27 protein-coding genes are annotated in these 25723 nt (G+C 38.9%); 12 read left to right on the forward strand and 15 right to left on the reverse strand.

Annotated elements, in window-relative coordinates:
* Window positions 1-22: 22 nt before the first annotated feature.
* A complete protein-coding gene (locus MWU82_RS07000; protein ID WP_247095819.1) occupies window positions 23-247 on the reverse strand; it encodes a DUF2007 domain-containing protein in 225 nt (74 codons plus the stop codon).
* 95 nt (window positions 248-342) lie between these two features.
* On the opposite strand from MWU82_RS07000, the gene MWU82_RS07005 reads away from it, so the two are divergent.
* A complete protein-coding gene (locus MWU82_RS07005) occupies window positions 343-705 on the forward strand; it encodes a hypothetical protein (RefSeq protein WP_215946492.1) in 363 nt (120 codons plus the stop codon).
* 42 nt (window positions 706-747) lie between these two features.
* Here the strand turns inward: MWU82_RS07005 and MWU82_RS07010 are convergent, their stop codons facing one another.
* From MWU82_RS07010 to MWU82_RS07035, 6 genes are read right to left on the reverse strand one after another with little or no spacing between them, the layout of a single operon-like run.
* On the reverse strand, window positions 748-2082 hold the full coding sequence (locus MWU82_RS07010; protein WP_247095821.1) for a DUF58 domain-containing protein: 1335 nt from the start codon (window positions 2080-2082) through the stop codon (window positions 748-750).
* A gap of 47 nt (window positions 2083-2129) precedes the next feature.
* Complete coding sequence (locus tag MWU82_RS07015; RefSeq protein ID WP_215946494.1) at window positions 2130-3134, reverse strand: MoxR family ATPase; 1005 nt, start codon at window positions 3132-3134, stop codon at window positions 2130-2132.
* Between the two features lie 3 nt (window positions 3135-3137).
* A complete protein-coding gene (locus MWU82_RS07020; protein ID WP_247095822.1) occupies window positions 3138-4349 on the reverse strand; it encodes a DUF4350 domain-containing protein in 1212 nt (403 codons plus the stop codon).
* The gene (locus tag MWU82_RS07025) at window positions 4342-5070 is read right to left on the reverse strand and encodes a DUF4129 domain-containing protein (protein ID WP_247095823.1); all 729 of its coding nucleotides are present in this window, start codon (window positions 5068-5070) and stop codon (window positions 4342-4344) included. Before MWU82_RS07025 ends, MWU82_RS07020 begins: the two co-directional genes overlap by 8 nt.
* Entirely contained in the window at window positions 5067-6017 is a 951-nt protein-coding gene (locus tag MWU82_RS07030) for a hypothetical protein (RefSeq protein WP_247095825.1), read from the reverse strand. The genes MWU82_RS07025 and MWU82_RS07030 overlap by 4 nt, the downstream gene beginning before the upstream one ends.
* Window positions 5986-6966 carry a stage II sporulation protein M gene (locus tag MWU82_RS07035; RefSeq protein WP_215946498.1) on the reverse strand — a complete coding sequence of 327 codons (981 nt, stop codon included), beginning with the start codon at window positions 6964-6966 and terminating at the stop codon, window positions 5986-5988. The genes MWU82_RS07030 and MWU82_RS07035 overlap by 32 nt, the downstream gene beginning before the upstream one ends.
* Window positions 6967-7004: 38 nt before the next feature.
* Here MWU82_RS07035 and MWU82_RS07040 point away from each other — a divergent pair, with 38 nt between their 5' ends.
* Both MWU82_RS07040 and MWU82_RS07045 read left to right on the forward strand, forming a co-directional pair.
* The gene (locus tag MWU82_RS07040; RefSeq protein WP_215946499.1) at window positions 7005-7730 is read left to right on the forward strand and encodes an RDD family protein; all 726 of its coding nucleotides are present in this window, start codon (window positions 7005-7007) and stop codon (window positions 7728-7730) included.
* Between the two features lie 3 nt (window positions 7731-7733).
* Window positions 7734-8351: a trimeric intracellular cation channel family protein gene (locus MWU82_RS07045; RefSeq protein ID WP_215946500.1), complete on the forward strand. Its 618-nt coding sequence runs from the start codon at window positions 7734-7736 to the stop codon at window positions 8349-8351.
* Window positions 8352-8431: 80 nt separating this feature from the next.
* Here the strand turns inward: MWU82_RS07045 and MWU82_RS07050 are convergent, their stop codons facing one another.
* Window positions 8432-9148 (reverse strand): peptidylprolyl isomerase, encoded by a 717-nt coding sequence (locus MWU82_RS07050; protein ID WP_247095826.1) that lies wholly within the window; start codon window positions 9146-9148, stop codon window positions 8432-8434.
* Between the two features lie 101 nt (window positions 9149-9249).
* Here MWU82_RS07050 and MWU82_RS07055 point away from each other — a divergent pair, with 101 nt between their 5' ends.
* Complete coding sequence (locus MWU82_RS07055) at window positions 9250-9891, forward strand: CoA pyrophosphatase (RefSeq protein ID WP_215946502.1); 642 nt, start codon at window positions 9250-9252, stop codon at window positions 9889-9891.
* A gap of 39 nt (window positions 9892-9930) precedes the next feature.
* Window positions 9931-10734 (forward strand): lysophospholipid acyltransferase family protein, encoded by an 804-nt coding sequence (locus tag MWU82_RS07060; protein ID WP_215946503.1) that lies wholly within the window; start codon window positions 9931-9933, stop codon window positions 10732-10734.
* Here MWU82_RS07060 and MWU82_RS07065 read toward each other — a convergent pair.
* Window positions 10731-11378 (reverse strand): hypothetical protein, encoded by a 648-nt coding sequence (locus MWU82_RS07065; protein WP_215946504.1) that lies wholly within the window; start codon window positions 11376-11378, stop codon window positions 10731-10733. The genes MWU82_RS07060 and MWU82_RS07065 overlap by 4 nt on opposite strands.
* Before the next feature lie 4 nt (window positions 11379-11382).
* Complete coding sequence (locus MWU82_RS07070) at window positions 11383-11877, reverse strand: sigma-70 family RNA polymerase sigma factor (protein WP_031442937.1); 495 nt, start codon at window positions 11875-11877, stop codon at window positions 11383-11385.
* A 256-nt stretch (window positions 11878-12133) separates the two neighbouring features.
* On the opposite strand from MWU82_RS07070, the gene MWU82_RS07075 reads away from it, so the two are divergent.
* Entirely contained in the window at window positions 12134-13426 is a 1293-nt protein-coding gene (locus tag MWU82_RS07075; RefSeq protein WP_215946505.1) for an NAD(P)/FAD-dependent oxidoreductase, read from the forward strand.
* A gap of 27 nt (window positions 13427-13453) precedes the next feature.
* Here MWU82_RS07075 and xerD read toward each other — a convergent pair whose 3' ends face one another.
* Window positions 13454-14365, reverse strand: a complete 912-nt coding sequence (gene xerD, locus MWU82_RS07080) for a site-specific tyrosine recombinase XerD (protein ID WP_215946506.1) — start codon at window positions 14363-14365, stop codon at window positions 13454-13456.
* Window positions 14366-14524: 159 nt separating this feature from the next.
* Between xerD and MWU82_RS07085 the strand changes: the two genes are divergently transcribed.
* Together MWU82_RS07085 and aroQ are read left to right on the forward strand one after the other, a co-directional pair.
* Window positions 14525-15058 carry a hypothetical protein gene (locus MWU82_RS07085; RefSeq protein WP_247095828.1) on the forward strand — a complete coding sequence of 178 codons (534 nt, stop codon included), beginning with the start codon at window positions 14525-14527 and terminating at the stop codon, window positions 15056-15058.
* Window positions 15059-15161: 103 nt separating this feature from the next.
* Window positions 15162-15587, forward strand: a complete 426-nt coding sequence (gene aroQ, locus MWU82_RS07090) for a type II 3-dehydroquinate dehydratase (protein ID WP_215946508.1) — start codon at window positions 15162-15164, stop codon at window positions 15585-15587.
* Window positions 15588-15703: 116 nt separating this feature from the next.
* On the opposite strand, the gene MWU82_RS07095 is transcribed toward aroQ, so the two are convergent.
* From MWU82_RS07095 to MWU82_RS07110, 4 genes are all read right to left on the reverse strand, one after another.
* On the reverse strand, window positions 15704-16003 hold the full coding sequence (locus MWU82_RS07095) for a DUF3817 domain-containing protein (protein WP_247095830.1): 300 nt from the start codon (window positions 16001-16003) through the stop codon (window positions 15704-15706).
* 101 nt (window positions 16004-16104) lie between these two features.
* Window positions 16105-17496 carry a dihydrolipoyl dehydrogenase gene (gene lpdA / locus MWU82_RS07100; protein ID WP_247095832.1) on the reverse strand — a complete coding sequence of 464 codons (1392 nt, stop codon included), beginning with the start codon at window positions 17494-17496 and terminating at the stop codon, window positions 16105-16107.
* Between the two features lie 163 nt (window positions 17497-17659).
* Window positions 17660-18154: a peptide-methionine (R)-S-oxide reductase MsrB gene (gene msrB / locus MWU82_RS07105; protein WP_215946511.1), complete on the reverse strand. Its 495-nt coding sequence runs from the start codon at window positions 18152-18154 to the stop codon at window positions 17660-17662.
* A 163-nt stretch (window positions 18155-18317) separates the two neighbouring features.
* Window positions 18318-18893 (reverse strand): collagen-like protein, encoded by a 576-nt coding sequence (locus MWU82_RS07110; protein ID WP_215946512.1) that lies wholly within the window; start codon window positions 18891-18893, stop codon window positions 18318-18320.
* A 181-nt stretch (window positions 18894-19074) separates the two neighbouring features.
* Between MWU82_RS07110 and glgB the strand changes: the two genes are divergently transcribed.
* From glgB to MWU82_RS07130, 4 genes are all read left to right on the forward strand, one after another.
* Window positions 19075-20970, forward strand: a complete 1896-nt coding sequence (gene glgB / locus MWU82_RS07115) for a 1,4-alpha-glucan branching protein GlgB (protein ID WP_215946513.1) — start codon at window positions 19075-19077, stop codon at window positions 20968-20970.
* Between the two features lie 98 nt (window positions 20971-21068).
* Entirely contained in the window at window positions 21069-23468 is a 2400-nt protein-coding gene (locus MWU82_RS07120) for a glycoside hydrolase family 31 protein (protein ID WP_247095834.1), read from the forward strand.
* 40 nt (window positions 23469-23508) lie between these two features.
* The gene (locus tag MWU82_RS07125) at window positions 23509-24318 is read left to right on the forward strand and encodes a M48 family metallopeptidase (RefSeq protein WP_247095835.1); all 810 of its coding nucleotides are present in this window, start codon (window positions 23509-23511) and stop codon (window positions 24316-24318) included.
* Between the two features lie 74 nt (window positions 24319-24392).
* Complete coding sequence (locus MWU82_RS07130) at window positions 24393-25721, forward strand: MFS transporter (RefSeq protein ID WP_215946516.1); 1329 nt, start codon at window positions 24393-24395, stop codon at window positions 25719-25721.
* The last annotated feature ends 2 nt before the right edge of the window (window positions 25722-25723 follow it).

Raw genomic sequence — 25723 nt, forward strand, 5'->3', positions numbered from 1 at the left:
AATTTTTTGGCCATATCTTCTTTTAAGCACCAATAATTTTTTGGACAATACTTTGCGCTTTTGCCACTTCATCGGCATGGACATAAATTTCCTGGTTCCCTTGAATGGCAGATCCAAAACCTGCCAACCGTCCAGATTCGGATTCATCCTTTATCACCGGAACTATGCCAATTTCCTTGAGTTGATTTACTATGGTCTGTGCCAAAATAAAACTACTTGAAAATATGCGGGTATAATTTGAATTCATTTTTTAGTGTTTGTATACTGTCGTTAAGATACAAATTTTATATAATCCCCAGTGCAAGAGTATTTGTACAGCAGGCATTAGTATCTTTGTGGCCAATGAAAAGTATATTAATCGGTATTTTTATTTTTATATCTGCTTTGCCATTGAGTGCTCAAATAGAGAAGGATAAGGCCTTGCATTTTGGAGCTGGTGCCATAAGTGGAATTGTAGGTGCTACAATAGCTGATAAAGTTTCCAGAGGAGATCCCTATTGGAGATTTGCCGGGGCGATAACGGCTAGTTTGTTGGCGGGCTTGGCCAAGGAGGCCTATGATGAGAATAAGTACAAGGGTTGGGATAATGGAGATTTGGCAGCAACTGTATTGGGTGGTGTTACTGCAGGGGTTACTATTAATATTTTCTCCAAAAACAGGAGAAAAAGAAAGAATAAGGTGGTGCTAAATTCATTTGAAGAGTAAACAAATATAATCAGGTACATTTCATTACCCCACTTCCAATAATTAAATAAGTCCCCGCGCTTTTATTTCCAAATATTTGTTGATGGTGTTTATGGTCAAGTGCTCTGGTTTTGTTAGTATGGTCTGTATACCGTATTTCCTTAATTCGTTAACGATTAGCTTCTTTTCATAAACAAATTTCTCTGCAATTGTTTTTTCAAATATTTGTTGAATGGTCTCAGCCTTTTCATCGGTAAATTTGATCAATTCAGTGTTTTCAAAGAAAATGACCACTAATAGATGTTGCTTGGCAATTGCCTGTAGGTAGGGAAGTTGTCGCTGTAGGGCATCCAAGGTCTCGAAATTGGTATAGAGCAGTAGTAGGCTCCTGTGGGTAATATTTCTTTTAATATCGGCGTATAATCGGCTGTAATCACTTTCTACGAAATTGGTCTCCAAATTGTAAAGTGTTTCCAAAATAAGGTTCATTTGGGAACTCCGTCTCTCGGCAACTACCCTGTTTTCAATCTTCTTGCTAAAGGCGAACATTCCGGCCTTGTCCTGCTTTTTAAGGGCAATGTGGGAAATAACCAATGTGGCGTTAATGGCATAATCCAATAAGCTGAGTCCGTCAAAGGGCATTTTCATGACCCTGCCCTTATCAATTATGGAATAAATAGGCTGCGACTTTTCATCCTGATACTGATTTACCATCAGCCCATTTTTTTTTGCTGTTGCTTTCCAGTTAATGTTCCGGATGTCATCGCCTAGGACATAGTCCTTGATTTGCTCGAACTCCATGGTATGACCAATGCGGCGAATTTTCTTAAGGCCATATTCGAAGAGTTTATTGGTAAAGGCCATTAGGTCATACTTCCGCAATTGTAGGAAGGAGGGGTACACAGGGACTTGCTGTTCATAACCAAAAGTGTACTTTTTGGATATGAAGCCAATAGGGGAGTGGGCGAAGACGTTTAAATTCCCAAAGGAATATACACCTCTTTCAGTAGGTCTTAGGTAATATTTGAACACCTTTTCCTTTCCTTTCCCAAGAGTAGTGGAAATACCGAAATCGCGCTTTTGAAATTGATGGGGAATTTCATCCAGAATTTTCAAACCGACCGGGAACAAATATGAATTGAATAAGCTTATTTTAATTTCGTTTTCATCCCCATTGGAAAGTTTTTCGGGAACTGAACGTTGGCCTTTTATTCCACCCTTGGAGGCAAATACCAAAATAATATCGACTAAAAAAATTAGGACAAAAACATAGAATAACAATTTTATTGCCCCCAAAATATTAGGCACCATATAGGATATCAGGAAACCTATGACCAAACCAGTCAATACTATAAAGAACCTCTTTTGAAGATAGATGTTTCTTAGGATTTTTTTCATTTCCTTTATGTAACTATAGATATTTTAATGCCGACAGGTTTTGACTGTTATCTTGGAATTTCAATGGTCTCCATAATTTGTTTAATCACTTTATCCGGGGTAAATCCTTCCATTTCCCTTTCTGGTGTCAATATAACTCTGTGCCCTAATATTGGGGTTGCCACTTTTTTAATATCATCAGGTGTTACAAAATCGCGTCCGTTAATGGCTGCCAATGCTTTGGAGGCGTCCATGATAGCTATGGAAGCCCTGGGAGAGGCCCCCAGATATAGGTTGGCATTGTTGCGCGTATTGTGGACGATTCCGGCAATATATTTCATTAAATTGTCCTCTATTATAATTTCCTTGATAGTCTCTTGGTAGCTAGCTATTTGGTCAGCGGTAAGCACCGAAGTTATTAAGCTTTCCAAGTTTTTATTTTTTTGACGATGTTTGCTTTCCAATATCTCTATCTCTTCCTCCAAGGATGGATAGTTCACCTTAATTTTAAAAAGGAATCGGTCCAATTGTGCTTCCGGAAGTCGGTAGGTACCTTCCTGTTCAATAGGATTTTGGGTGGCAAACACCAAAAAGGGTGGCGTCATTTCATAAGCATGTCCATCCATAGTGATTTGACGTTCTGCCATAGCTTCAAACAAGGCTGCCTGCGTCTTGGCGGGTGCACGGTTTATTTCATCTATGAGAATAATATTGGAAAATAAAGGACCTTTTTTAAACTCAAATTCCGAAGTCTTGACGTTAAAAATAGACGTGCCCAATATGTCGCTTGGCATTAGATCCGGTGTAAATTGTATTCTGCTAAAGTCTACATTCATAGTCTTTGCCAAGAGTTTGGCAGTAACGGTTTTGGCTACTCCCGGTACCCCCTCAATTAGGGAATGCCCATTGGCGAGGATAGAAATAATCAGTAATTCTATCATGTCCTGTTGCCCTATGATCACTCTTCCCAATTCCGATTTTATCTGTGCCACCGATGTCTGTAGCTGATCAAGGTCTATTCTGCTTTTAAATTCGAAAGGCTTGTTGTCTTCCTCATGCCGACTTTCTTCCATGTATTATTTTTTGAATTGATTTAATTTTTTGTTCAGATGAATTACATCCTGTTCACTGTGATTTTTTTTGTTTTTAAGAAGCACTATCATATCTAAAAGGTCCTTGACTTCTGATAGAGGTTTGTCCGATCTGGCCGAAAGTACTGTCGCGGTTTTCTCGTTGATCGTTTCGGTGTTAAGGTGGTAATTACTTCTAAGATGCTCTAGAAAAAAGTTAATTTTTTTAAAGATCAAATCTGTATAGTCCCTGTGCTCATAGTAAAGCCCTCCTACAGTTTTGGCAAATTCAATGGATGAATTCTCCAAAGGTTTAATTACCGGAATGATGCGTTGCTCCCTTTTGGCCTTGAATATTACAAAAATCAATAGCCCGACCATACCCAAGTAATAGGCCCACCTTAGGGACACTTGATTAAGTATAAAGCGCATAGGGGAATCTATGACTACCCGTCCTGATTTTTTATAATTATCCCAATATACATCCAAATCCTTTAGATAGGAAAAGGCATTTGCCACATAGTCCTTATTGCCCTTTAGCATGTAGTAGTTGGTAAACGCCTGTGGGGTAGAATTCAGGTAAAAATGGCCCTTGCCGAATCTTACCTTCACAAAATTGGTGCCCTTGGTCCGTTCATTGGATCCAGAAGATAAAGTTCCTTGTTCCGATTTAAAGGTAATATACCCTAAAACAGTTGTGTTTAAAGTATCCACGGAAGTAAAATGCGTATTGTAAACTCCACGCTTCAAGGGATAATTTTGTTTGGAAAATGAATTGTTGGTAAGATAGGTCAGAACGGTATCCTCTTGTATGGAGTATTGGGTTTCTACTTCAATGTTCAAGGTGTCCGCAAGGTAGGTCCCAAAGTTGGAGGCAGCAATAAAGGTATCGTTGCCGTCGTGCACATATTGAAGTAATTTATGGGTCTCTTGTTTGTCCAGGTCCAGAAAATCATTGATCAATAAATAGTTGGAGGCGATGATGGAATCCCTTTCCGCAAGGATATTGTACAAACTTTCACTGGTAGTATGTATTTTTTGTTCTGGGAATAGATTGGGAAGTTCATTGAACAATACATAGCACCCAAAAGGTATTTTGTCCGAGGAAGTATAGGATGGCCTCCAGTTCAAGGGCTTGGGACGTACAATTTCGGTTACTACAATACCAATAAGTACCGCAAGGAACAACCCAAGGATTATTTTGGAACGCTTATCCATGGGCACTTATATTGTTTAGGTTGGTAAATGTCATCTGGGCGGCCCGGTATTTTTGATCGTCTATTTCCTGTTCTCCGTACCAAATATGATCGTATAGATAGGAAACATCTTTAAAGAGTAGCCTTATTTTAGGGGCTTCTATTTCTTTTTCGTAGTCCTGGTTGGTTTTTTCATAATGCCATTCAATGACCTGCTGTTGGGATAGTGTTTTTAATACTTTTAGGTATTGATAGCGAATGGCCAATCGGTAATTCTTTTGCTGCACGGCATCAGTTATCATAACATCCAGGTCCAGGCTTTCTATGTGTTCCTCTGCCAAGTTTAAATTTATGATTGCCGCCTCCTTTTTTCTAAATATGGCTGAGGCATTTTCTCCGGTCAGGAATTTTATAAGCAAGTATATGGCCAAAGCTCCCATTAGCCCATAAATTAGGTATTCCAATAATTTGGTAATTCCCGGAGGGATGTCAATACCAAAGACATCCCTGAGCCCGTTCATAACCCAGTTGAGAAAACGGGCAAGTAAATTTTGTGAATCCCCGTCCTTGATGTTGTAGTTAAACTCTTTTCCTTGATATTTTTGGATAAGATTTTCATCCAATGTTCGCAATACCAATTTACTGTTGGTATCTTGGGTTAAGGGTACCGAATCTTTTTCCCCTTGGGCCAACCCGGAGAATAGGATGAAAAAACAATAAATGGCGGCAGCTAATCTTATCACTGGTCTTGAAGTCCTATTTGGTCTATTTTGCTTCTTGAATTTAAATTATATGTTTTTTCGTGCAGGGAAAAGTATAATAGTCCATTTACGAACTGTGATAAACATTGTGAATAAACCGCAATTATCAAGAATAGGCAGGTGCCCAAAGTGTAAATGATGGTGGGTACCACGGAAGCTCCTAGATCAACATCGTTTTGAACTACGTGAAAAGTGTAGATACCTATAAGAATCCCGGGAATCATAATGACCACCATGAACAAAAGACCAATTAAGAACCCTAGGATAAAATTAACCCCCACGGACCTCCAAAAATTTTTGGTCACCAAGTTCCAACCTTCCCCAAGGGCATCGGTAACACCTCTTTTTTCTTTCAGCATAACAAAAAACGATACTCCAACCCAAGCCATTACGAAGTATTGAATTACATATTGTGCAAGCATTCCCACTAGCGGAATAAAGGTCAAGATTATGGCTGCAATCATAAGGCCAAAAAAGAGCAACATCAATATCAATATGAAAATAACAATGCTTCCCAAATTATTTTTTACTTCTTCCCAAACGTCGGTTTTATCAAAATTCTGTCCTTTTCGTTCTTCGTATTTTATCATATAAGAAGTGCTGAGACTATAATTTAACACAGCCACCATTAGAAAAATTACAAAGAACAAAATACCTCCAAAGATAAAGTACATAATATAGGCTTCGCTACCGGAACCTACTACGTCCAAGACTGTGTTTTGGTTATTGGTGATTAGGCCTATTACCCCGGACACCAGTAAATAGCTAACGACCAACAGTCCTATTAGGAAAATACCATTGTAGCTTAGAAAAACATTGGTAAATTTTTTAAGGTTTTGTTTAAAGAATTCGAAGTAAACATTGATGATATCCCCAAAGTCCCTATTAACTCTTAGTTCAATAAATTTTTCCTGGTTTTTGACTTGCATAAGATTGGTTTAACAAAATTGGATAAATGATATAATAAAAAATGATTAGGAGTAAAGACCCGCCTATAATTAAAAACGCCAACCAAGAGGGCATATTGGAATAGCGGGTTATAAACCCTTCTATAAATCCGGCAATAATAAAAAAGGGAATGGTGCTTACCACTACCTTTAATCCGTCCTTGGCTCCCTTCATAAAAGAAACCCTTCTGGAATAGGTTTTGGGAAATAGGATGCTATTCCCCATGATCAATCCGGCACAACCGGCTATAATGATTACCGAAATTTCTATGGTTCCGTGTAGCCAAATCTGTTTGTTTGCCTGATAAAAGACATCTTGAGTGTAAAAAAAAGTGATGAACGCCCCTAGCATTACACCATTGCTAAACAGAATATAGGCGGTGCCAATACTGGTAATTACGCCAAAAGAAAAGGCCATAAAGGCTACTTTAATATTGTTTATGGTAATCCCTAAAAAAGTACCAATTTCACTGCCCCCTTTATATATGGCCGTAGGGTCTCCGCTGGCAATATTGTTCAGGGTCTCATTAACATAGGCATCACCTAGGATCAATCTTACAAAGGTATCATCGTTCATAACGGAAATACTGCCTATAGCGCTGGCAATCATAAATATTAGGAAGGCGATACCCAAGGTTTTATGATATTGTCTAAAGAAAAGTGGGAATTCTGTTTTCCAAAAATCCACTATTCTGTTCCGGCTCTCCTTTTTGTTTTTATATATTTTTTGATGTGCCTGGGATGCCAAGGAGTTTAAGTACAATAATGTCTTGCTTTCAGCGTAATAAGTCTGTGCGTAGGCAAGGTCGTTGGTCAATTGAATGTAACCATTGGCAAGTTCGTCCGGGCTAATGTGGGCATTATAGTTGATAGCCTTTTCAAATGCTATCCATTTTTCTTTATTTTGCTTCACAAAAGCTGCCTCACGCATACTGGGATAATCCTTTAAAAAATAAAAATAGTACTAATATGTCCAAACTTCAAATCAATACAACGCAAAATGTAAACCTGGATTATAAAATTGTTGGTATTGGAGAAAGGATCGTAGCTTTTTTAATCGATGGATTTATACTATATCTCTACGCCATACTGGTGCAGTTGATAGGAAGGGCCATAGGTTATGTGTATGATGATAGTTGGACACAAATAGGGTTGGTAAGCCTTATTTTTCTTCCGGCCATGTTTTATAGCTTAATATTGCACTCACTTTTCAATGGTCAAACGGTGGGGAAAATGCTAATGAAAATAAGAGTGGTAAGATTGGATGGCTCCCCTGTACATTGGTCCAATTTATTGGTTAGGTGGATGCTGCGTGTTGTGGATATTTGGCTTTTCTTCGGGTCCGTAGGATTGTTGACCATTTTATTTACCGATAAAAAACAAAGATTGGGGGACGCCGCCGCCGGTACCGTAGTCATTAGTACAAAAAAATCAGTGAAAATTTCACATACCATTTTGGAAGAGGTAGAAGAAACCTATGCCCCTAAGTTTACCAATGTAACCCTTTTAACAGATAAAGATGTTCGCCTAATAAAGGAAACCTACCATATTGCCAGAAAAAGCCATGACTATAAGACCATGAAGGCCTTGAGGGATAAAGTGGAAAGTGTTTTAAATTCCAATTCGGACTTATATGACGTGCAATATATAGATGCCGTATTAAAAGATTATAATTTTTATACCCAAAAATCATAGCCCATGCTCTATTTTGTAATTGATATATTAGGAATAATTTCCTTTGCCATTTCTGGAGTTTTGGTAGCTATTGACAAAAAATTAGATCTTTTTGGGGTCTTTATCATAGCCTTTGTAACGGCGACCGGGGGTGGTACTTTAAGGGATTTGCTAATTGGCAATACTCCAGTATTGTGGATGCAGGAGCCCACCTATGTTTATGTGATTGCCGGAACCGTTGTTTTTGCCATAATTTTCAGGAATCAATTGAAATATGTACGCAGGTCACTGTTTCTTTTTGATACTATTGGTATAGGCCTGTACACTATGGTTGGCATTTCTCATGGGTTACAATCGGGCTTGCCACCGGTAATGTGCATAGCCCTTGGTACCATAACGGCTTGTTTTGGAGGGGTAATACGCGATATATTATGTAATGAAATACCTGTAATATTTAGAAAGGAAATTTATGCCACGGCCTGTATAATGGGTGGTGTTAGCTTTTTCCTCATTCGCAAATTGCCCTATGATGATGCATATGCCTATGTAGCTACCATATTGATCGTCATTGGGATCCGATTACTGGCCGTTAGATTCAAAATATCCCTTCCAAGTATCTACCGTAGTGTCAAGGAAGGGTAGTGGTTTTTATGGATAGGTTGCAAGTAGAGGGTAGGAATAGGACTGTTTGCTTTCTATCTATTTCGAATTATTTACCCCTATTAAAAAGCTTCCGCTTTTAGAATATAGATATTTTGGGAAGGCCAATCGCCGTTGTCCACAGGTTGGCTGTTTATTTTGTCTACCACATCCATACCGTCTATTACCCTTCCAAATGGGGTATATCCACCGTCCAAGTGATAGGAGCCCGGTTTGGTAACCACGATAAAGAATTCGTAAGGAGATGCCAATTTATGGGGATTGTTGATTTCACTGCTTGGCATGGATACAACTCCCCTATGGTGCTTGTGCCCTTTTCTTGTATCCGGAGGTAAAAGATATCGTCCTATTTTTGACCTTTTTTCCGCCGTTTCCACATTGTCGGCATTTCCTCCCTGTATTATAAAGTTTTTAACCACTCTATGGAAATAGGTGTTGTTAAAATACCCCATTTTGGCAAGGTAGATAAAGTTGGCTTTATGGTATGGGACATTGTTGAACAACTCAATAGTAATTTCCCCTAAACTAGTGGTAAGTTTTACCTTGTTCTCCTTTAAGGTTTTGCTGTAATTAAAGAAAAACTCAATGGCATTATCCTCCGTTAGCTCAAAGGCCTCTTCTTCTTTTTCATCTTCTTTTGCAGGCACCTCGGGAACAATGCTATCTTTTTTAATATTGTTTTGGGGAAGCTTGTTTTCTTTGGTAGTCGGCTGATCTTTGCAGCTCCCTAAAAGGAACATAAACAATATTGCAAATAGTGAAATCTCTTTAAGTGTCATGTAATTTGTGTTATTTTTTAAATGAGTGTTAAATGATTAATATCGCCCAAGGGTTGGTTGTTTTTTAATTAATTTGCTGAAAAATTACAAAAATAGAATTTGTGCATTTTGACGATTTTTCCAACAGAGTATCAAAAATAGAAAATCTAGAACTTCCTGGGAGTGCTTCACATTATAAAATGGCCCCAATGTACAGGATAAAAGAGTTGGAGTCCGGTAAAATCGTAAAGAAAAATCCTAGGCAGGCTGCAGTAATGGCACTCTTTTACCCTAATATGGATTACCAGACCAACCTTCTTCTAATATTACGAAATACCTATAAGGGCATACATAGCAATCAGATAGCATTGCCCGGTGGCAAGGTAGAAAAGTTGGACCTAAACTTGTTGGACACCGCCCTGCGCGAAACTCAGGAAGAAGTGGGGGCAATTCGGGAACAGATTACTGTAATCCGTTCCATGAGTGAAATCTATATTCCTCCAAGCAATTTTGAGGTTACGCCATACCTCGGGCTGTATAAAAAGGAGAAGCCGTTTTTAAGGCAGGTAGATGAGGTGGCAGCCATTGTTGAGGTTCCTTTGCATGATTTTATGGATGACAAGAAAATATTTCATCAAATTTTGAATACTTCATATGCCCAGAATGTAGAGGTACCAGCCTTTAAATTAAATGGTTATACGGTGTGGGGTGCAACAGCCATGATGTTAAGTGAAATTAAGGAATTGTTCAAACAAGTGTTATAAGTTACTTATTTTGTAATTTTGAACGTTAACAAAAAAAATATGGGCCTGTTTAAGAAAAATCCGTTTGGACATAATTTGTTTTTGAAGAAGTGGCTTATACGCATTCTGGCCGTTATCACCCACAAAAGATATAGGGGATTTAATACCATTGAAATTGAGGGGTCGGATATTATTAGAAAACTACCTCCGCAAAATGTTCTTTTCGTAAGCAACCATCAGACATATTTTGCCGATGTGGTAGCAATGTTCCATGTATTCAACGCCAGTTTAAGCGGAAGGGAAGACTCTATAAAAAATTTGGGGTACATATGGCAGCCCAAGTTGAATATGTATTATGTGGCGGCGGCAGAAACCATGAAAAAGAGTCTATTGACCAAGATTTTGGCCTATGCCGGTTCTATAAGTGTAGAACGAACTTGGCGGTCCGAAGGTAAGGATGTTAACCGGAAGGTTAAATTTAGCGATATATCCAATATTGGTACGGCCCTTAATGACGGTTGGGTAATTACCTTTCCACAGGGTACTACAACACCGTGGAAACCTTTGAGAAAAGGGACATCACATATTATTAAAAAATACAAACCTATTGTGGTTCCTGTTGTTATAGATGGTTTTAGAAGATCATTCGATAAAAAAGGACTGCGCATTAAAAAGAAAGGAATTCTTCAGTCTATGGTAATCAAGGAACCATTGGATATTGATTACGAGAATGAATCTTTCGATTCCATCATTGAAAAATTGGAATATGCCATAGAGCAACATCCTTCCTTTTTAAAGGTTATTCCCAAAAGTGAGTTAATGGCTTACGAAGAGGAAAATAAAAAACGGAAATTCAGGGTTTAAATATCCATTTCCTTTAGTTCCTTGTAGTTCTTCTTAAGTTTCTTTAGGAGGATTCCGTAAAGTAAAAAATAAATGCATCCCATTACCAGGGTAACAACTATCCCGAGAACAACCACTGTAGATATCAAAATGGTCTTTAATTTTTCAGGGCTAATATTTTCTGGATAATAGTTATATCCCATCGCGGCCATAGGGTCTTCGTTCAAGTATATTCCTACGGCCATGACAATAAAGGACATGAGTATCAGGGACAAACAAAAAATAACATAGTATTTAACGGTCTTTCTGGTCTTTAAAATATTGGATAGAAGTTTTTTGGCATTGTCCAAAGTTGATATTTCCCTATATCTTCTATAAAATTGAAAGATAAAATACAGTACCACGGTATATTGAACCACGTTGGAAATCAATAAAAAATTCCCCAGGCCCAGATCTTTCCAAACCGCCAAATTTTTAGACATAGAAGGAAGAAAGTACAATAAGTGGGGCACTAAAAATTCAATAATGCTTATTAAGAAAATCCATTTAACGATGGAAGACGATTTCTTCCATATCATTTTATAAATCTCATCAAAGGACAGTTGAGGCAATTGCTTGTCTTTCTTTTGCCAATCCCTTTTTAATAATTCCAGTTCATCCATCATATGGCTAGGGATTTAAAATGGTTTTTAACTTGTTTTTTATTCGGTTCATTTTCACTCTGGCATTTACCTCGGTAATACCCAAGGTTTCCGCTATTTCTCTATAGTCCTTGTCTTCCAGGTAAAGAAAGACCAAGGCCTTGTCTACATCCCCTAATTGCCTTACCGCATTGTACATCAGTTTAAGTTGTTGTTCCTCGGTAGGGTCGTATTCGTCCGCTGTTATTTTAAACATGACCGACTCATAGTCTTGGGTCGGTATACTTTTTTTTGATTTTCTATATAAGGTTATGGCCGTATTCAGGGCAACACGATACATCCAGGTACTAAATTTGGATTCTCCCCTAAACTTGGGATAGGCCTTCCATAATTGAATCGTTATTTCCTGAAATAAATCATTATGAGAGTCCCTGTCATTGGTATACAATGTACAGACCTTATGCACAATATTCTGATTGCACTCTAATTCCGTAACAAATTGATGTTCCAAATCTTTGGTCACTCGGTTCTAGTAGTTAGTTGATGATTAGTAGTAGAAAATATATTTTTGTTACAACCAATATATTTTTTTTAAAAGGGTTAATTGAAAATTAATAAGGATTTACTTCATTGGACAATATATTTCATCTATCCGAATGGTATAATCGTTGGTTAAAGTGGTGTGCTGTTCTATTTTTGGGGAATCTAAATATACTTAAATCCAATATTCTTCTTCTTGATTAGTTTGCGAATGTTTAAATTTACCCATATTTACATATATGAATATTCCTAAGACTAGTTTTCCAAGAATTGTTATTGTAGGTGGTGGTTTTGCAGGCATTTCCATTGCCAAAGGGTTAAAAAACAAAGAGGTGCAGGTTGTACTTCTGGATAAACATAATTATCATACTTTTCAACCCCTGCTTTATCAAGTATCTACTGGGGGGTTGGAGCCAGATTCCATTGCTTATCCTATAAGAAAAGTTTTAAAGGGCTATACCAACTTTTTCTTTAGGCTGGCCAATGTTGAGGAAATAAGAACCGAGGAGAATACTATTGTAACCAATATAGGTGCTTTGGAATATGATTATTTGGTGATTGCCACTGGTTCTGAAACAAATTATTACGGGAATAGGGAGATTGAAATAAATAGTATGGCCATGAAAACCATACCCCAATCATTAAACCTTAGAAGTTTAATACTGGAAAACTTTGAGCAGGCACTTCTTACCGATCAATATCATGAAAGGGATGCACTAATGAATTTTGTTATTGTGGGGGCGGGACCTACCGGAGTGGAATTGGCCGGTGCCTTGGCGGAAATAAAAAAAGGGATTTTGCCCAAGGACTATCCGGATTTGGATACCAGGCGGGTACAAATTCACCTTATTCAATCCGGAGATCGTATTCTTAAGGAAATGAGTGAAAAAGCTTCCCGAAAGGCGGAGGATTTTTTGGACGGACTTGGTGTTCAGATTTGGAAAAATACAAGGGTAACGGGCTATGACGGCAAAACGGTTACCACAGATACAGATGTTAACTTTGAAACAGCGACCTTAGTATGGGCAGCTGGTGTAAAAGGGGTTGAGATTAAAGGTTTGAATGCCAAGGATCTATTGGTGGGAGGAAGTAGAATTCCGGTGGATGAATTCAATAAGGTGAAAGGACATAATAATATTTTTGCTGTAGGGGATGTGGCCTGTATGCAGACGGAGGCTACGCCCAAAGGGCACCCTATGATGGCCCAGCCCGCAATGCAGCAAGGAAGGAACCTGGGAGAGAACTTAGTGCGATTATTGGAAAACAAGCCCTTAGAGCCCTTCGTTTACAAGGATAAGGGCAGTATGGCTACCATTGGAAGGAACAAGGCAGTAGTGGATATGAAGAATATTAGATTCCAAGGCGTTTTTGCATGGTTTGTTTGGATGTTCGTACACCTTTTCTTTCTCATAGGTTTCAGGAATAGAATGGTGGTCTTCGTGAACTGGGTATACAACTACGTTCGGTTCGATAGGGAGGCCCGATTGATCATTAGACCCTTCAATAGAAATTATAGCGCTTTTAAGGATTAGGAGTAATTAACCAATAAGTTTTATTGTCTAATCGGTTATTCCGCTTTTTCTTGGATGGTATTTATTCATTACTTCGGCCAAATGTGAACGATCTACATGCATATAAACTTCCGTAGTGGTTATGCTCTCATGGCCGAGCATTTGTTGAATGGCCCTCAAATCTGCCCCATTCTGCAACAAGTGGGTAGCGAAAGAATGCCGAAAGGTGTGGGGGCTTATAGTTTTTTGTAGCCCTATTTCCTGTGCAAGTTGTTTTATAATGGTAAAGATCATGGCACGGGTCAATTTGTTCCCTCGACGGTTTAAAAATAAGATATCTTCAGCACCTTTTTTAATGGCCATGTGTACACGAATTTCCTTCCTATATATGTTTATATATTTTTTGTTGATTTCACTAATGGGAACAAAACGTTGCTTGTCACCTTTTCCGGTAACCTTGATAAAATCCTCTTCAAAATAAAGGTCCGATAGTTTTAAGTCCAACAACTCTGAAACCCTTAGCCCACAGCCATAAAGTGTTTCCAAAATGGCCCTATTGCGCTCTCCTTCCGGTTTGGAAAGGTCTATGGCCCCAATTAGCGCATTAATCTCCTCCTCGGAAAGGGTATCGGGGAGTTTACGGCCAACTTTGGGGGATTCTATCAACTCCATTGGGTTGTCTTGGCGATAATCTTCGAAAACCAAGTAATTAAAAAAGCTTTTTAATCCCGATATTATCCTTGCCTGGGATCTTGGGTTTACATTTTTTGCCAGTTCGTAAATGAATTGTTGAATGGTTTTTTTATCAATATTTAAAGGGTTTTCTACGATTTCATGGGATTCAAGAAATAAAATTAATTTTTCAACATCCAAAACATAGTTACTTATGGAATTCTTTGATAGACCACGTTCCAAATTTAGGTAATGTTGAAAATCCTGAAGGGCTTGATTCCATTTCATAGGCTAAATATAAAGCACTTTTTTGGGTTCGAATAGTATTCATATACATTAACTGTTCCGTGGTATCCAATATTCTTCTTTTCACAACTTTCATTTTATTGAAGGGATATACTCAACTAAGTTTGGCGGCATATTAATTAATAATAATATAATCCAATTATGAAAAAAGTTTTATTAGTAGCAATGTTTGCTGTAGGTGCAGTGTTTCAGGCAAAGGCCCAGGACGGAACCCCAACTGCCAAAGGAAAATATCTTATTGAGGCCAATACCGGTTTCGGTGGAGGAGGTTTAGGTGTTGGACATACCGCAAATACAAGTTTCGGTTTGGTTTCTATTGACGGCACCACTATTTGGTCTATCGGTGCTGAGGGAGGTTACTTTGTTGCGGATGATCTGGCTGTGAAGGTTGGATTAGGTTATACCGACACAGATGGAAGCAATTCTTTTTCTTATAAGTTGGGAGCCAAGTATTATATAAATAGTTCCATTCCTGTTCAACTGGACTTTACGGGCGCGAGTATAAAAGATTTGGATGAAAATCCTTTATGGCTTGGTATTCAAGGTGGTTATGCCGTTTTCTTAAATGATTTTGTTAGTGTAGAGCCAGGTTTGCGATATAATTTAAGTTTAAATAAAGATTTTACGGAGGAAGGGATCTTGGAATTTAGAATAGGGTTCGCCTTACATTTCTAGTTTGAACTTCAGTAAATTTGACTCTTTAAGTAAAGTATTTAAAAGTGGAATCAAGAATTTGCTTCCACTTTTTTTATGAATTACAATTTCTTACATTTATCCCATGAAGATTATCATTGTCAACGGACCAAACCTTAACCTTTTGGGCAAACGCGAGCCCGAGGTTTACGGAAAAACCACTTTTGAGGAGTATTTTGCCACTTTGCAATTCAAGTTCAAGGAGGTGCAATTGGAATATTATCAGTCCAATATAGAGGGTGAAATCATTAATAAATTACACGAATGCGGTTTTGAAGGATATGAAGGTATTATCCTGAATGCCGGTGCATATACCCATACGTCCATAGGTATTGGCGATGCTATAAAAGGAATTACCACTCCGGTGGTAGAGGTGCATATTAGCAATACTTTTGGGAGGGAGGAGTTTAGACATACCTCCTATATTTCCCCAGCGGCCAAAGGGGTTATTTTAGGCTTTGGGTTAAAAAGTTACGACCTGGCCATTCAAAGCTTTTTGAATAAAGTCTAAGGTTGTAGACCGGGTGAAGAAAATAATAGCCATTTAAGTTGATTACAGTAATTGTACAGTATCAGGGACGTACGGTTATGCCTACTGAAAACTGCTTACTGAATACTGTCAACTACCTACTGCCCACTATTTACGGCCATTTGTGGCTTTAGATACTTCTTGTCAACATAAAAAGTGCCAAAAGGAACAAGGGAAGCAATAAATAGGATGGCAAACATCTTTAGGTCCCACTTTTTTTCTATGCAGACCACGATTGCCAGGACCACATAGGCCATAAAAAGGAATCCATGGGCATACCCAATATAGATGTTGGGTTCTGGTATTTGGGCCATGTATTTTAAAGGCATTCCAATACCAAAAAGCAGTAAATAGGAAATACCTTCGAGAATTGCAGTCAAGCTAAATATCTTCAACATATCTTTTTCGGTAATGTTCTTGATCTAATTATTTTTTAGCCCCGTCAGGCTTTGGGTCTAACGGGGCTAAATTGTTAAAGGACTATGCCTTTAGTATAAATTTATATATGTATTACTTCCCCGTACGCATGTGCAACAGCTTCCATTACCGCTTCGCTCATGGTAGGGTGTGGATGCACAGCTTTTAGGATCTCATGGCCTGTAGTCTCCAATTTACGGGCCACTACAGCTTCGGCAATCATGTCCGTAACTCCTGCGCCGATCATGTGGCATCCTAACCATTCGCCGTATTTGGCATCGAAAATTACTTTCACAAAACCGTCTTTGTTACCGGAAGCACTGGCTTTTCCACTAGCTGAAAATGGGAATTTACCAACTTTTATTTCATATCCCTTTTCAATAGCCTGTTTTTCGGTAAGTCCAACCGATGCTATTTCGGGAGAGCAGTAGGTACATCCTGGGATATTACCATAATCCAAGGGCTCCACATGCATATCCGCAATTTTCTCCACACAAAGTATTCCTTCTGCCGAGGCAACATGGGCCAAGGCCTGTCCTGGAGTTACATCACCAATGGCGAAGTATCCAGGAATATTGGTCTGGTAATAATCGTTTACCAAAATTTTATCCCTATCCGTTGCAATTCCAACATTTTCCAAACCAATATTTTCGATATTGGTCTTGATACCCACGGCAGACAATACAATATCGGCCTCTAGGATTTCTTCCCCTTTACTGGTTTTTACGGTTGCTTTCACCCCAGTTCCAGAAGTGTCTACCTTGGTTACCTCGGAGGAGGTCATAATTTTTATTCCGGTCTTTTTAAGGCTACGTTCCAATTGTTTGGAAATTTCTTCGTCCTCTACCGGTACTACATTTGGTAAAAACTCCACTACGGTTACCTCTGTACCCATTGCATTGTAGAAATAGGCAAATTCGATACCTATGGCTCCACTGCCCACTACAAGCATTTTCTTTGGCTGTTTGTCCAAGGACATAGCCTCACGGTAGCCTATAATTTTTTTGCCGTCCTGTGGTAAACTAGGTAGTTCCCTACTACGTGCACCTGTAGCAATAATAATGTTATTGGCCGAATACTCGGTCTCTTTACCGTCATCCGACTTTACACTTACCTTTTTGCCTGGTTTTAAGGTTCCATAACCTTGAATGACTTCAATCTTATTTTTTTTCATCAAAAATTGAACGCCTTTACTCATACCTTCCGCAACGTTCCTACTTCTTTTGACCACCGCATTAAAGTCTTTGTCCACACCTTCGGCCTTTAGTCCGTAATCGGCAGCATGAAGCAAATATTCGAAAACCTGAGCGGATTTCAATAATGCTTTGGTAGGGATACATCCCCAATTTAAACAGACGCCACCAAGATTTTCCTTTTCTATAATGGCAGTCTTAAATCCCAATTGAGAGGCTCTGATTGCGGCTACATAACCTCCAGGACCACTACCTAATACAATAATATCGAAATTGCTCATTTATATTTTTTTTGATAAATAAATTATGAAGTCGCAAAGTTACAAAACCATACTGAATCCACACAGAGGCCATTTTAAATTAATTGGAATAAATAAGGCTGGCCCGTATGTATGTACTGGCCAGCCTAAAGAATTGTTTAGTTTATGGAATTGTGGATGGACCTTATTTTTCCGGTACAAAGTTCAAGGCCGCCCCGTTTATGCAATGTCTCTCGCCAGTAGTTTTTTTAGGTCCATCGTTAAAAACATGACCTAAGTGGCCACCGCAGGTTGCACAGTGTTCTTCTTTTCTGGCATATCCTAAATCGTAATCCACATCAAAGGCAACATTTCCTTTTATCTCCCTGTCAAAACTAGGCCATCCCGTTCCGGAATCGAACTTGTGGTCGCTTTTGAAAAGCTCGGTTCCACAGGCGGCACAGGTATAAACACCTTTTTGTTTGTTATGCAGTAATTCGCTTGACCCAGGGTTTTCGGTACCTGCCTTTCGCAGCACATAAAACTGCATGTCCGTTAATTGTTTACGCCACTCGGCTTCTGTTTTGGTGACTTTAAATTGCTCCTTTTTTTTAGAATCTATTTTGGATACTTCCTTTTCCTGAGAGGTTCCCTTGCATCCAATAAACATTACACAAAGTGCGAATATTATTTTTTTCATAGCGTATTTTATTTTTTTTTGTGCTTCCTAACATTTAGACGAAATGAGGGTAGCTTCCTTTCATTCCTTGATCTGCGTCAATTCTTGATTTTCGGTTTTAATGTATAAAAATAGCCCTTATTTCTTGAAGGAAATAAGGGCCATTAAAATTTTAGAGCTAATTTTAGTCCAATGTAAATCGCTTAACGTCTTTGTTTTCAACTCCTATAGTTCTCATTACGGCATTAATATTGGATTTATCCAATTTTGATTCAGCATATTGGCTTGGTAGGATAACAATTCTGAACAATTGATTGTCCGTAAATCCGGTATCTAAATTGGAAAGGTCAAAATTTCCGTCAATAAAAAGCTCAACGTCTATAAATGTATGGGTATTGGAATATTGTATGGTTCCTTGAGGTACAAAGAAATTTTGCGGTATCAGGCTCCATGCGTCGGCTGTTGTATTGTCTTGATAATCAATGGAACCATCAAATCGGTATACCAAAACTGCATCAGATTCGTAAACAGGGAAACTTGTAAAATCAGAAAATGTAATAACGTAGGAATAGATGTCTCCTGCAGCATTATAACTGAAGTCAATATTGTCTACTTCAAATACTTGTCCTTGAATGCCATCCTCTCCGTCCTGTCCGTCCGCTCCATCAAAACCATCATAGCCTGGAGGTCCTGCAGGTCCTTCACAGGAGATAAAAAATAAAGCAATAAATGCGCCGAGTACTAGGGTAACTTTTTTCATAATAATTATTTTAGGGATTAATCAATATCTATAAAATGTTATTGTATTTTTATTGTAGTTTCAAAAAGCGTTCCATTTTTTATATCTATACTTGCAAAGTTAGGTTTTAGAGAAAACATTTTGTTCTTATATTCAAGTTACAGAACAAAGTTGTCTTAACTGTGCACTAAATAACGTAATCATGACCAAAGTAGTATCCCATAGTTTATTTACAGATTTTGACATTGATCTATTTAAGGCGGGCAAACATTTCAAATTATATGAAAAGTTGGGATCCCACCTTATTGAAGTCAACGGGGTAAAAGGCACTTATTTTGCCGTTTGGGCGCCTTCTGCGCGTTCCGTTTCTGTGGTGGGCGATTTTAATAGTTGGTACGAAGCAGACCATCAACTGTATGTTCGCTGGGACGGTAGCGGTATCTGGGAGGGGTTCGTTCCCGATTTGGGAAAGGGTACTTTGTACAAATATATTGTTCATTCTACCAATCACGGAGTGGTAACCGAAAAGGCAGACCCCTTTGCCCGAAGCTGTGAACACCCACCTATGACGGCATCTATAGTTTGGGAAGATAAACACCAATGGGGAGACAATACCTGGATGAAGTCCAGAAAGGAAAAAAATGCCCTGGATAAACCATTCGCTGTTTATGAAGTGCATTTGGGATCTTGGAAGCGAAAATCCAATAATGATTATTTGACCTATTCGGAATTGGCCGAAGATTTGGTGAAATATGTTAAGGAGATGAATTTTACCCATGTGGAGTTTATGCCCATTATGGAGTATCCATATGATCCATCATGGGGATATCAATTAACGGGTTATTTTGCCCCTACCTCGAGATTCGGAAAACCTGAAGGGTTTAAATTGTTGGTAGATGCATTGCACCAAAATGGAATTGGGGTTATCTTGGATTGGGTACCATCGCATTTTCCGGAAGATGCCCACGGTTTGGGATTTTTTGACGGCTCCCATCTTTATGAGCATCCCGATAGTAGAAGAGGCTATCACCCGGATTGGAAGAGCTTGATATTTAATTACGGTAGAAATGAGGTAAGGGCATTTTTGATCAGTAATGCCATGTTTTGGTTAGATCAATTCCATGCCGATGCACTGCGTGTAGACGCGGTGGCATCTATGCTATATTTGGATTATTCCAGGGATGAGGGTCAGTGGGAACCCAATATATATGGTAATAATGAGAATTTGGAGGCAATTTCATTTATAAGGGAACTTAATGAAACCGTTTATTCCAATTTTGAGGGAATACAGATGATTGCGGAAGAATCTACCTCCTTTTCAATGGTATCCAAACCAGTGAGTATGGGAGGCCTTGGTTTTGGAATGAAATGGATGATGGGATGGATGCACGATACCTTGGAGTATTTTAAAAAAGAACCCATTTATAGGAAGCACCATCAAAACGATTTGACCTTTAGTGCAACCTATGCCTTTACAGAGAATTTTATGTTGCCCTTTTCCCATGATGAAGTGGTTTATGGTAAACAGTCCCTATTGTATAGGATGCCCGGAGATGAATGGCAGCGTTTTGCCAATTTAAGATTACTTTTTGGGTATATGTATACCCATCCCGGGACCAATTTAATTTTCATGGGCGGGGAATTTGGGCAATCTTCCGAATGGAATTTTCAAAAAAGTTTGGATTGGCATCTTCTACAATATGACTTCCATAGTGGAATTCAAAAATTGGTGAAAGACTTGAACAAGTTATATCAGGAATATCCTGCCCTGTATGAGAAACAATTTAGTCCGGAGGGTTTTCAATGGATAGATTACGGGGACCATCAAAATTCCGTGCTTACCTATATTAGAAAAGGAAATGACCCTAAGCAAAATATCTATGTAGCCTGTAATTTTACCCCGGTTCCAAGGGAAAAATATAGAATGGGAATTTCTAAAACGGGGCAATTAAAGGAAATTTTCAATAGTGATGATACCAAATATGGCGGTACAGGAATGAAAAACGGCACATTGAAAATTGGTAAAACCGCTTGGCATGGATATGATAAGTCTGTGGAAATCAACATTCCACCACTTGGAATAGTCGTTTTTAAGTGATTTTAGGAATTATAATGTTACTGAATATAATTGCACCGCATATCATTTCTTTAATTCACATGAATGTACTTTTTTTGTATTCGCAAATTTAACCACCCATGATCACTAATACTGAACTTGAATACAAAGGCAATTTATACCCCAATACAATTGTTGAATTTCACAGGGATACGGATAAATTGTATTTTACCACCTCAAACGGTGTCATTTTGGAGATGACAATTTTGCGGGACAGTATATTGAGATTTAGATATGCTACCGAAAATATTTTTGAGCCCGATTTTTCTTATGCCATCAGCGAAAATGTTAGTGTTGGGTTTAATCACCTTAAGGTAGAGGAGACTCCAACAGAATATTTGGTATATACCGCCAAACTAAAGGTACTTGTAGATAAAAAGACCCTGAGGACCCAGATTTCGGATCTTGATGGCAATATCATTAATGAGGATGAGCTTGGTTTTCATTGGGAAGAGAACTATGAGTTTGGGGGGAATTCTGTAAAAATGAGCAAGATTACCCAAAATGCCGAGAGTTTCTACGGTTTGGGAGATAAAGCAACACATTCCAACCTTAAGGGCAAACGAGTAAGTAATTGGGTAACGGACCAATACGCCTATGGAAAGGATCAAGATCCTTTGTACAAGGCGATTCCTTTTTTTATAGGCTTGCACAATAATAAGTCCTATGGGATTTTCTTTGACAATACGTTTAAAACAAATTTCGATTTTGCGCATGAGCGCAGAAATGTAACCAGTTTTTGGGCAGATGGGGGAGAGATGAATTATTATTTCATCTACGGTCCACAAATGAGCCAAGTAGTCAAAGCCTACACCAATTTAACAGGGACGCCAGAGTTGCCGCCAATGTGGGCTATGGGTTACCATCAATCCAAATGGAGCTACTATCCGGAAAGTAATGTTAGGGCAATAGCCAAGAATTTTCGAAAAATGAAGATTCCTTGTGATGCCATTTATTTGGACATTGATTATATGGATGGATTTAGGTGTTTTACTTGGGATAAATCGCGTTTTCCGAATCCGAAAAAAATGATTTCGGATTTGGAGGAAAAGGGATTTAAAACGGTTGTAATGATAGATCCGGGCATAAAGATAGATAAGGATTATTGGGTATATCAAGAGGCCATTGAAAATGATTATTTCTGCAAACGGGCCGATGGTGCGTTCATGAAAGGTAAGGTGTGGCCCGGGGAATGTAATTTTCCGGATTTTACCAATCCCAAGGTTAGGGAGTGGTGGGCTGAACTGTATAAGGAAATGATGTCGGAAATTGGTGTCCATGCGGTTTGGAACGATATGAACGAACCAGCAGTTATGGAGGTTCCCACCAAGACGGCACCTTTGGATACCCGTCATGATTATGATGGACATCCTTGTTCGCACAGAAAAGCCCACAATGTATATGGAATGCAGATGGTTCGTGCTACCTATGAGGGCATTAAAAAGTACGTATATCCAAAGCGGCCCTTTGTAATTACCAGGGCGGCATTCGCGGGGACCCAAAGGTTTTCTTCTACATGGACCGGCGATAATATTGCCACATGGGAACATTTATGGATTGCGAATGTACAGGCGCAACGCATGTGTATGAGCGGCTATTCGTTCGTAGGTTCGGATATTGGGGGTTTTGCGGAACAACCCAATGGCGAGCTGTTTGCCAGATGGATTCAATTGGGAGTTTTCCACCCTTTCTGTAGGGTGCATTCCAGTGGTGATCACGGCGATCAGGAGCCATGGTCCTTTGATGACGAAGTAACCAATATTGTGCGCAAATTTATTGAATTGCGCTATCAACTATTGCCATATTTGTATACTATGTTCTACCGGTATTCCAAAGAAGGAGTGCCCATGTTGAAACCATTGGTGCATTTTGATCAAGAAGATTATCAGACGCATTTTAGGACCGATGAATTTATTTTTGGGGAGCAAATCTTGATATGCCCGGTTCATGAACCCAATGCCCAAGGTAGAAGGATGTACCTGCCCAGAGGTACTTGGTACAATTATTGGACCAATGAAGCCGTAGTTGGTGGTATGGAGAAATGGGTGGTAGCAGGTTTGGATAAAATTCCGATCTTTATTAAAGAAGGAGCCATGATTCCGAAATACCCCGTTCAACAATATGTTGGTGAACTGGAAATAAAAGAATTGGTTTTGGATGTATACTTTAAAAATGGTGTTGAAACTTCAACAGTCTACGAGGATGGCCAGGACGGTTATGATTACAAAAAAGGCAGGTACAGTCTTAGAAACTTTAATTTAAAGGGAAAAGCAAACGAACTGCTTATACAGCAGTTTAAGGACGGAAGTTTTATAACATCCTATACAACCTTAAAAATGAATCTTCATGGCTTGCCCTTCAAAATTAAGAAAATACAAATAGATAATGAGTTTGTGGATTTGAAGGATGTTAAGTTAAATGGGAACAACAATATTCATATCAGCAAGGATTTTACTTTGTTACACATTATTGGTGCCTAAATTTTTTGTAATTTTCGGTGAATAAATATTTAATCTTAAGATGAAAAAAATAGTTTTAATAATAATGGTCTTTTTAGGGGTTGCGGCCTGTAAGACCAATCCTTTTACAGGGCAAAAGGTTTTGAACTTTTACCCGAATAGTCAAATTTTTCCAACAGCTTTTGCTCAATATGACCAATTTCTTGGAGAGAACAAGGTAATTACCGGAACAGACGATGCAAAAATGATAACAAAAACAGGTCAGCGTATTGCAGCGGCTGCCGAACGTTGGTTAGCAGCCAATGGTTATCCAGGTTACCTCAAGGATTACAAATGGGAATATAATTTGGTGAATGATGAAACAGTGAATGCTTGGTGTATGCCGGGTGGTAAAATTGTTTTTTATACCGGGATCCTGCCTATATGTCAAGGGGAGACCGGAGTGGCAGTGGTAATGGGCCATGAGGTGGCGCACGCCTTGGCGGACCATGGAGCGCAACGGATGAGCGCCGGCACCTTGCAGCAATTGGGGGCTGTGGCTGGCAATGTGGTGATACAGGATGAGCAAAAAAGGAACATATTCAATCAAGCTTATGGAATTGGTTCCCAGGTTGGGGTAATGCTTCCTTTTAGTAGAAGTCATGAGACAGAAGCCGATAGAATTGGTTTGCAGATTATGGCCATTGCGGGTTATAATCCAGATGAAGCTGCAGAACTTTGGAAGAGAATGCAGGCCAATAGTGGAGGTAGTGCACCGCCAGAGTTTCTAAGTACCCACCCCTCCAACGAAACCCGTATTGCCAACCTTACGGAATGGGCACCTTTGGCCAAAAAGGAAGCGGCTAAATTTGGCGTTACTACTTTTCAATAGTGATAGGTAAAATAAAAAATTAAGTACTAATTATAATTGGAAAGCTGCTCTTATAGGAGCAGCTTTTTTTATAAATGACTAGAATCTTTCCTATAAAGGGCAGTAAAAAATTATTAAACGCATGGGCATTTTATGATTGGGCAAATTCTGTTTATAGCCTTGTAATTTCATCTGCCATATTTCCCATTTTTTATGGGGCCCTGTTCCGGGTGGCCGGAATAGAGAAGGTCGTTGTCTTTGGTGGAGAAATTGCGAGGGCACCCCTAATAAGCTATGTTACCTCGGCTGCGTTTTTGTTTATAGCCCTTATAACACCTATTTTATCCGGTATTGCAGACTATTTGGGGAACAAAAGGCTCTTTATGAAGTTGTTTTGTTACTTGGGGGCATTGTCCTGCATAGGGCTATACTGGTTTTCCTTGGAAAATATTTACTTCAGTCTGCTTTGTTATTTTTTTGGATTGGTGGGGTTTTGGGTAAGTTTTGCCTTTAGTAACTCATACCTGCCAGATATTGCTTTTCCAGAACAACAGGATAGAATTAGTGCAAAAGGCTTTTCTCTTGGCTATATTGGAAGTGTTATTTTGCTGCTTTTTAATTTGGCAATGGTCATGAAGCCCAATCTCTTTGGAATCGAAACCGACGCTGGCGGAATCGCGGAAATAAAGGCGATGAGGTATTCGTTTCTAACGGTAGGCCTTTGGTGGATAGGATTTTCCCAGTATAGTTTTTATTTTCTTCCCAAAGGGTTTAAAAGGGAAGGGGTTAGGCAACATATAATACTTAATGGTTTTAGAGAGCTAAAGAATGTATGGCATCAAATGGCAGGGCAATTAAAATTGAAACGATATTTGGCCGCCTTTTTTATCTATAGCATGGCTGTACAGACCGTTATGTTGATTGCAACTTATTTTGGGGAAGAGGAGATTCAATGGAATTCGGATTCCGAAAGAACAACAGGATTGATTGTTAGTATCCTTCTTATTCAGCTTGTTGCCATTGCTGGGGCAACGCTTACCGCCAAGGCATCCAAAACCTTCGGCAATATTGGGACACTTATTGTGGTGAATATACTTTGGGTATTGATTTGCATTTATGCTTATTTTTTGATTACGCCTATCGATTTTTATATAGCAGCAGGGTGTGTGGGTATCGTTATGGGTGGGATTCAGGCGCTTTCTAGGTCCACCTATTCCAAATTTTTACCAGAAACCACAGATACTGCATCTTTTTTTAGTTTTTATGATGTAGCGGAAAAGATAGGAATTGTTATAGGCACTTTCTTATATGGTTTTGCGGCCCAATATTTTGGAAGTATGCGATACGCCATTATTTTGCTTGGATTGTTTTTTATGGCAGGCGCATTTCTTCTGACCAGGGTAAATAGGGCCAGGGGAATATAAGT

This window comes from Arenibacter sp. S6351L (assembly GCF_023016025.1).
Lineage (GTDB): Bacteria > Bacteroidota > Bacteroidia > Flavobacteriales > Flavobacteriaceae > Arenibacter > Arenibacter algicola_B.

Coding starts and splice junctions, on each gene's coding strand:
- MWU82_RS07050 (WP_247095826.1), bottom strand. CDS start 9,148: ATGACACTTAAAGAGATTTCACTATTTGCAATATTGTTTATGTTCCTT.
- MWU82_RS07095 (WP_247095830.1), bottom strand. CDS start 16,003: ATGTTGAAGATATTTAGCTTGACTGCAATTCTCGAAGGTATTTCCTAT.
- MWU82_RS07015 (WP_215946494.1), bottom strand. CDS start 3,134: ATGGAAGAAAGTCGGCATGAGGAAGACAACAAGCCTTTCGAATTTAAA.
- MWU82_RS07045 (WP_215946500.1), top strand. CDS start 7,734: ATGCTCTATTTTGTAATTGATATATTAGGAATAATTTCCTTTGCCATT.
- MWU82_RS07040 (WP_215946499.1), top strand. CDS start 7,005: ATGTCCAAACTTCAAATCAATACAACGCAAAATGTAAACCTGGATTAT.
- xerD (WP_215946506.1), bottom strand. CDS start 14,365: ATGAAATGGAATCAAGCCCTTCAGGATTTTCAACATTACCTAAATTTG.
- MWU82_RS07120 (WP_247095834.1), top strand. CDS start 21,069: ATGATCACTAATACTGAACTTGAATACAAAGGCAATTTATACCCCAAT.
- MWU82_RS07065 (WP_215946504.1), bottom strand. CDS start 11,378: ATGATGGATGAACTGGAATTATTAAAAAGGGATTGGCAAAAGAAAGAC.
- MWU82_RS07075 (WP_215946505.1), top strand. CDS start 12,134: ATGAATATTCCTAAGACTAGTTTTCCAAGAATTGTTATTGTAGGTGGT.
- MWU82_RS07030 (WP_247095825.1), bottom strand. CDS start 6,017: ATGCAAGTCAAAAACCAGGAAAAATTTATTGAACTAAGAGTTAATAGG.
- glgB (WP_215946513.1), top strand. CDS start 19,075: ATGACCAAAGTAGTATCCCATAGTTTATTTACAGATTTTGACATTGAT.
- MWU82_RS07110 (WP_215946512.1), bottom strand. CDS start 18,893: ATGAAAAAAGTTACCCTAGTACTCGGCGCATTTATTGCTTTATTTTTT.
- msrB (WP_215946511.1), bottom strand. CDS start 18,154: ATGAAAAAAATAATATTCGCACTTTGTGTAATGTTTATTGGATGCAAG.
- MWU82_RS07035 (WP_215946498.1), bottom strand. CDS start 6,966: ATGCGTGAGGCAGCTTTTGTGAAGCAAAATAAAGAAAAATGGATAGCA.
- MWU82_RS07010 (WP_247095821.1), bottom strand. CDS start 2,082: ATGAAAAAAATCCTAAGAAACATCTATCTTCAAAAGAGGTTCTTTATA.
- MWU82_RS07060 (WP_215946503.1), top strand. CDS start 9,931: ATGGGCCTGTTTAAGAAAAATCCGTTTGGACATAATTTGTTTTTGAAG.
- lpdA (WP_247095832.1), bottom strand. CDS start 17,496: ATGAGCAATTTCGATATTATTGTATTAGGTAGTGGTCCTGGAGGTTAT.
- MWU82_RS07020 (WP_247095822.1), bottom strand. CDS start 4,349: ATGGATAAGCGTTCCAAAATAATCCTTGGGTTGTTCCTTGCGGTACTT.
- MWU82_RS07125 (WP_247095835.1), top strand. CDS start 23,509: ATGAAAAAAATAGTTTTAATAATAATGGTCTTTTTAGGGGTTGCGGCC.
- aroQ (WP_215946508.1), top strand. CDS start 15,162: ATGAAGATTATCATTGTCAACGGACCAAACCTTAACCTTTTGGGCAAA.
- MWU82_RS07005 (WP_215946492.1), top strand. CDS start 343: ATGAAAAGTATATTAATCGGTATTTTTATTTTTATATCTGCTTTGCCA.
- MWU82_RS07085 (WP_247095828.1), top strand. CDS start 14,525: ATGAAAAAAGTTTTATTAGTAGCAATGTTTGCTGTAGGTGCAGTGTTT.
- MWU82_RS07130 (WP_215946516.1), top strand. CDS start 24,393: ATGACTAGAATCTTTCCTATAAAGGGCAGTAAAAAATTATTAAACGCA.
- MWU82_RS07000 (WP_247095819.1), bottom strand. CDS start 247: ATGAATTCAAATTATACCCGCATATTTTCAAGTAGTTTTATTTTGGCA.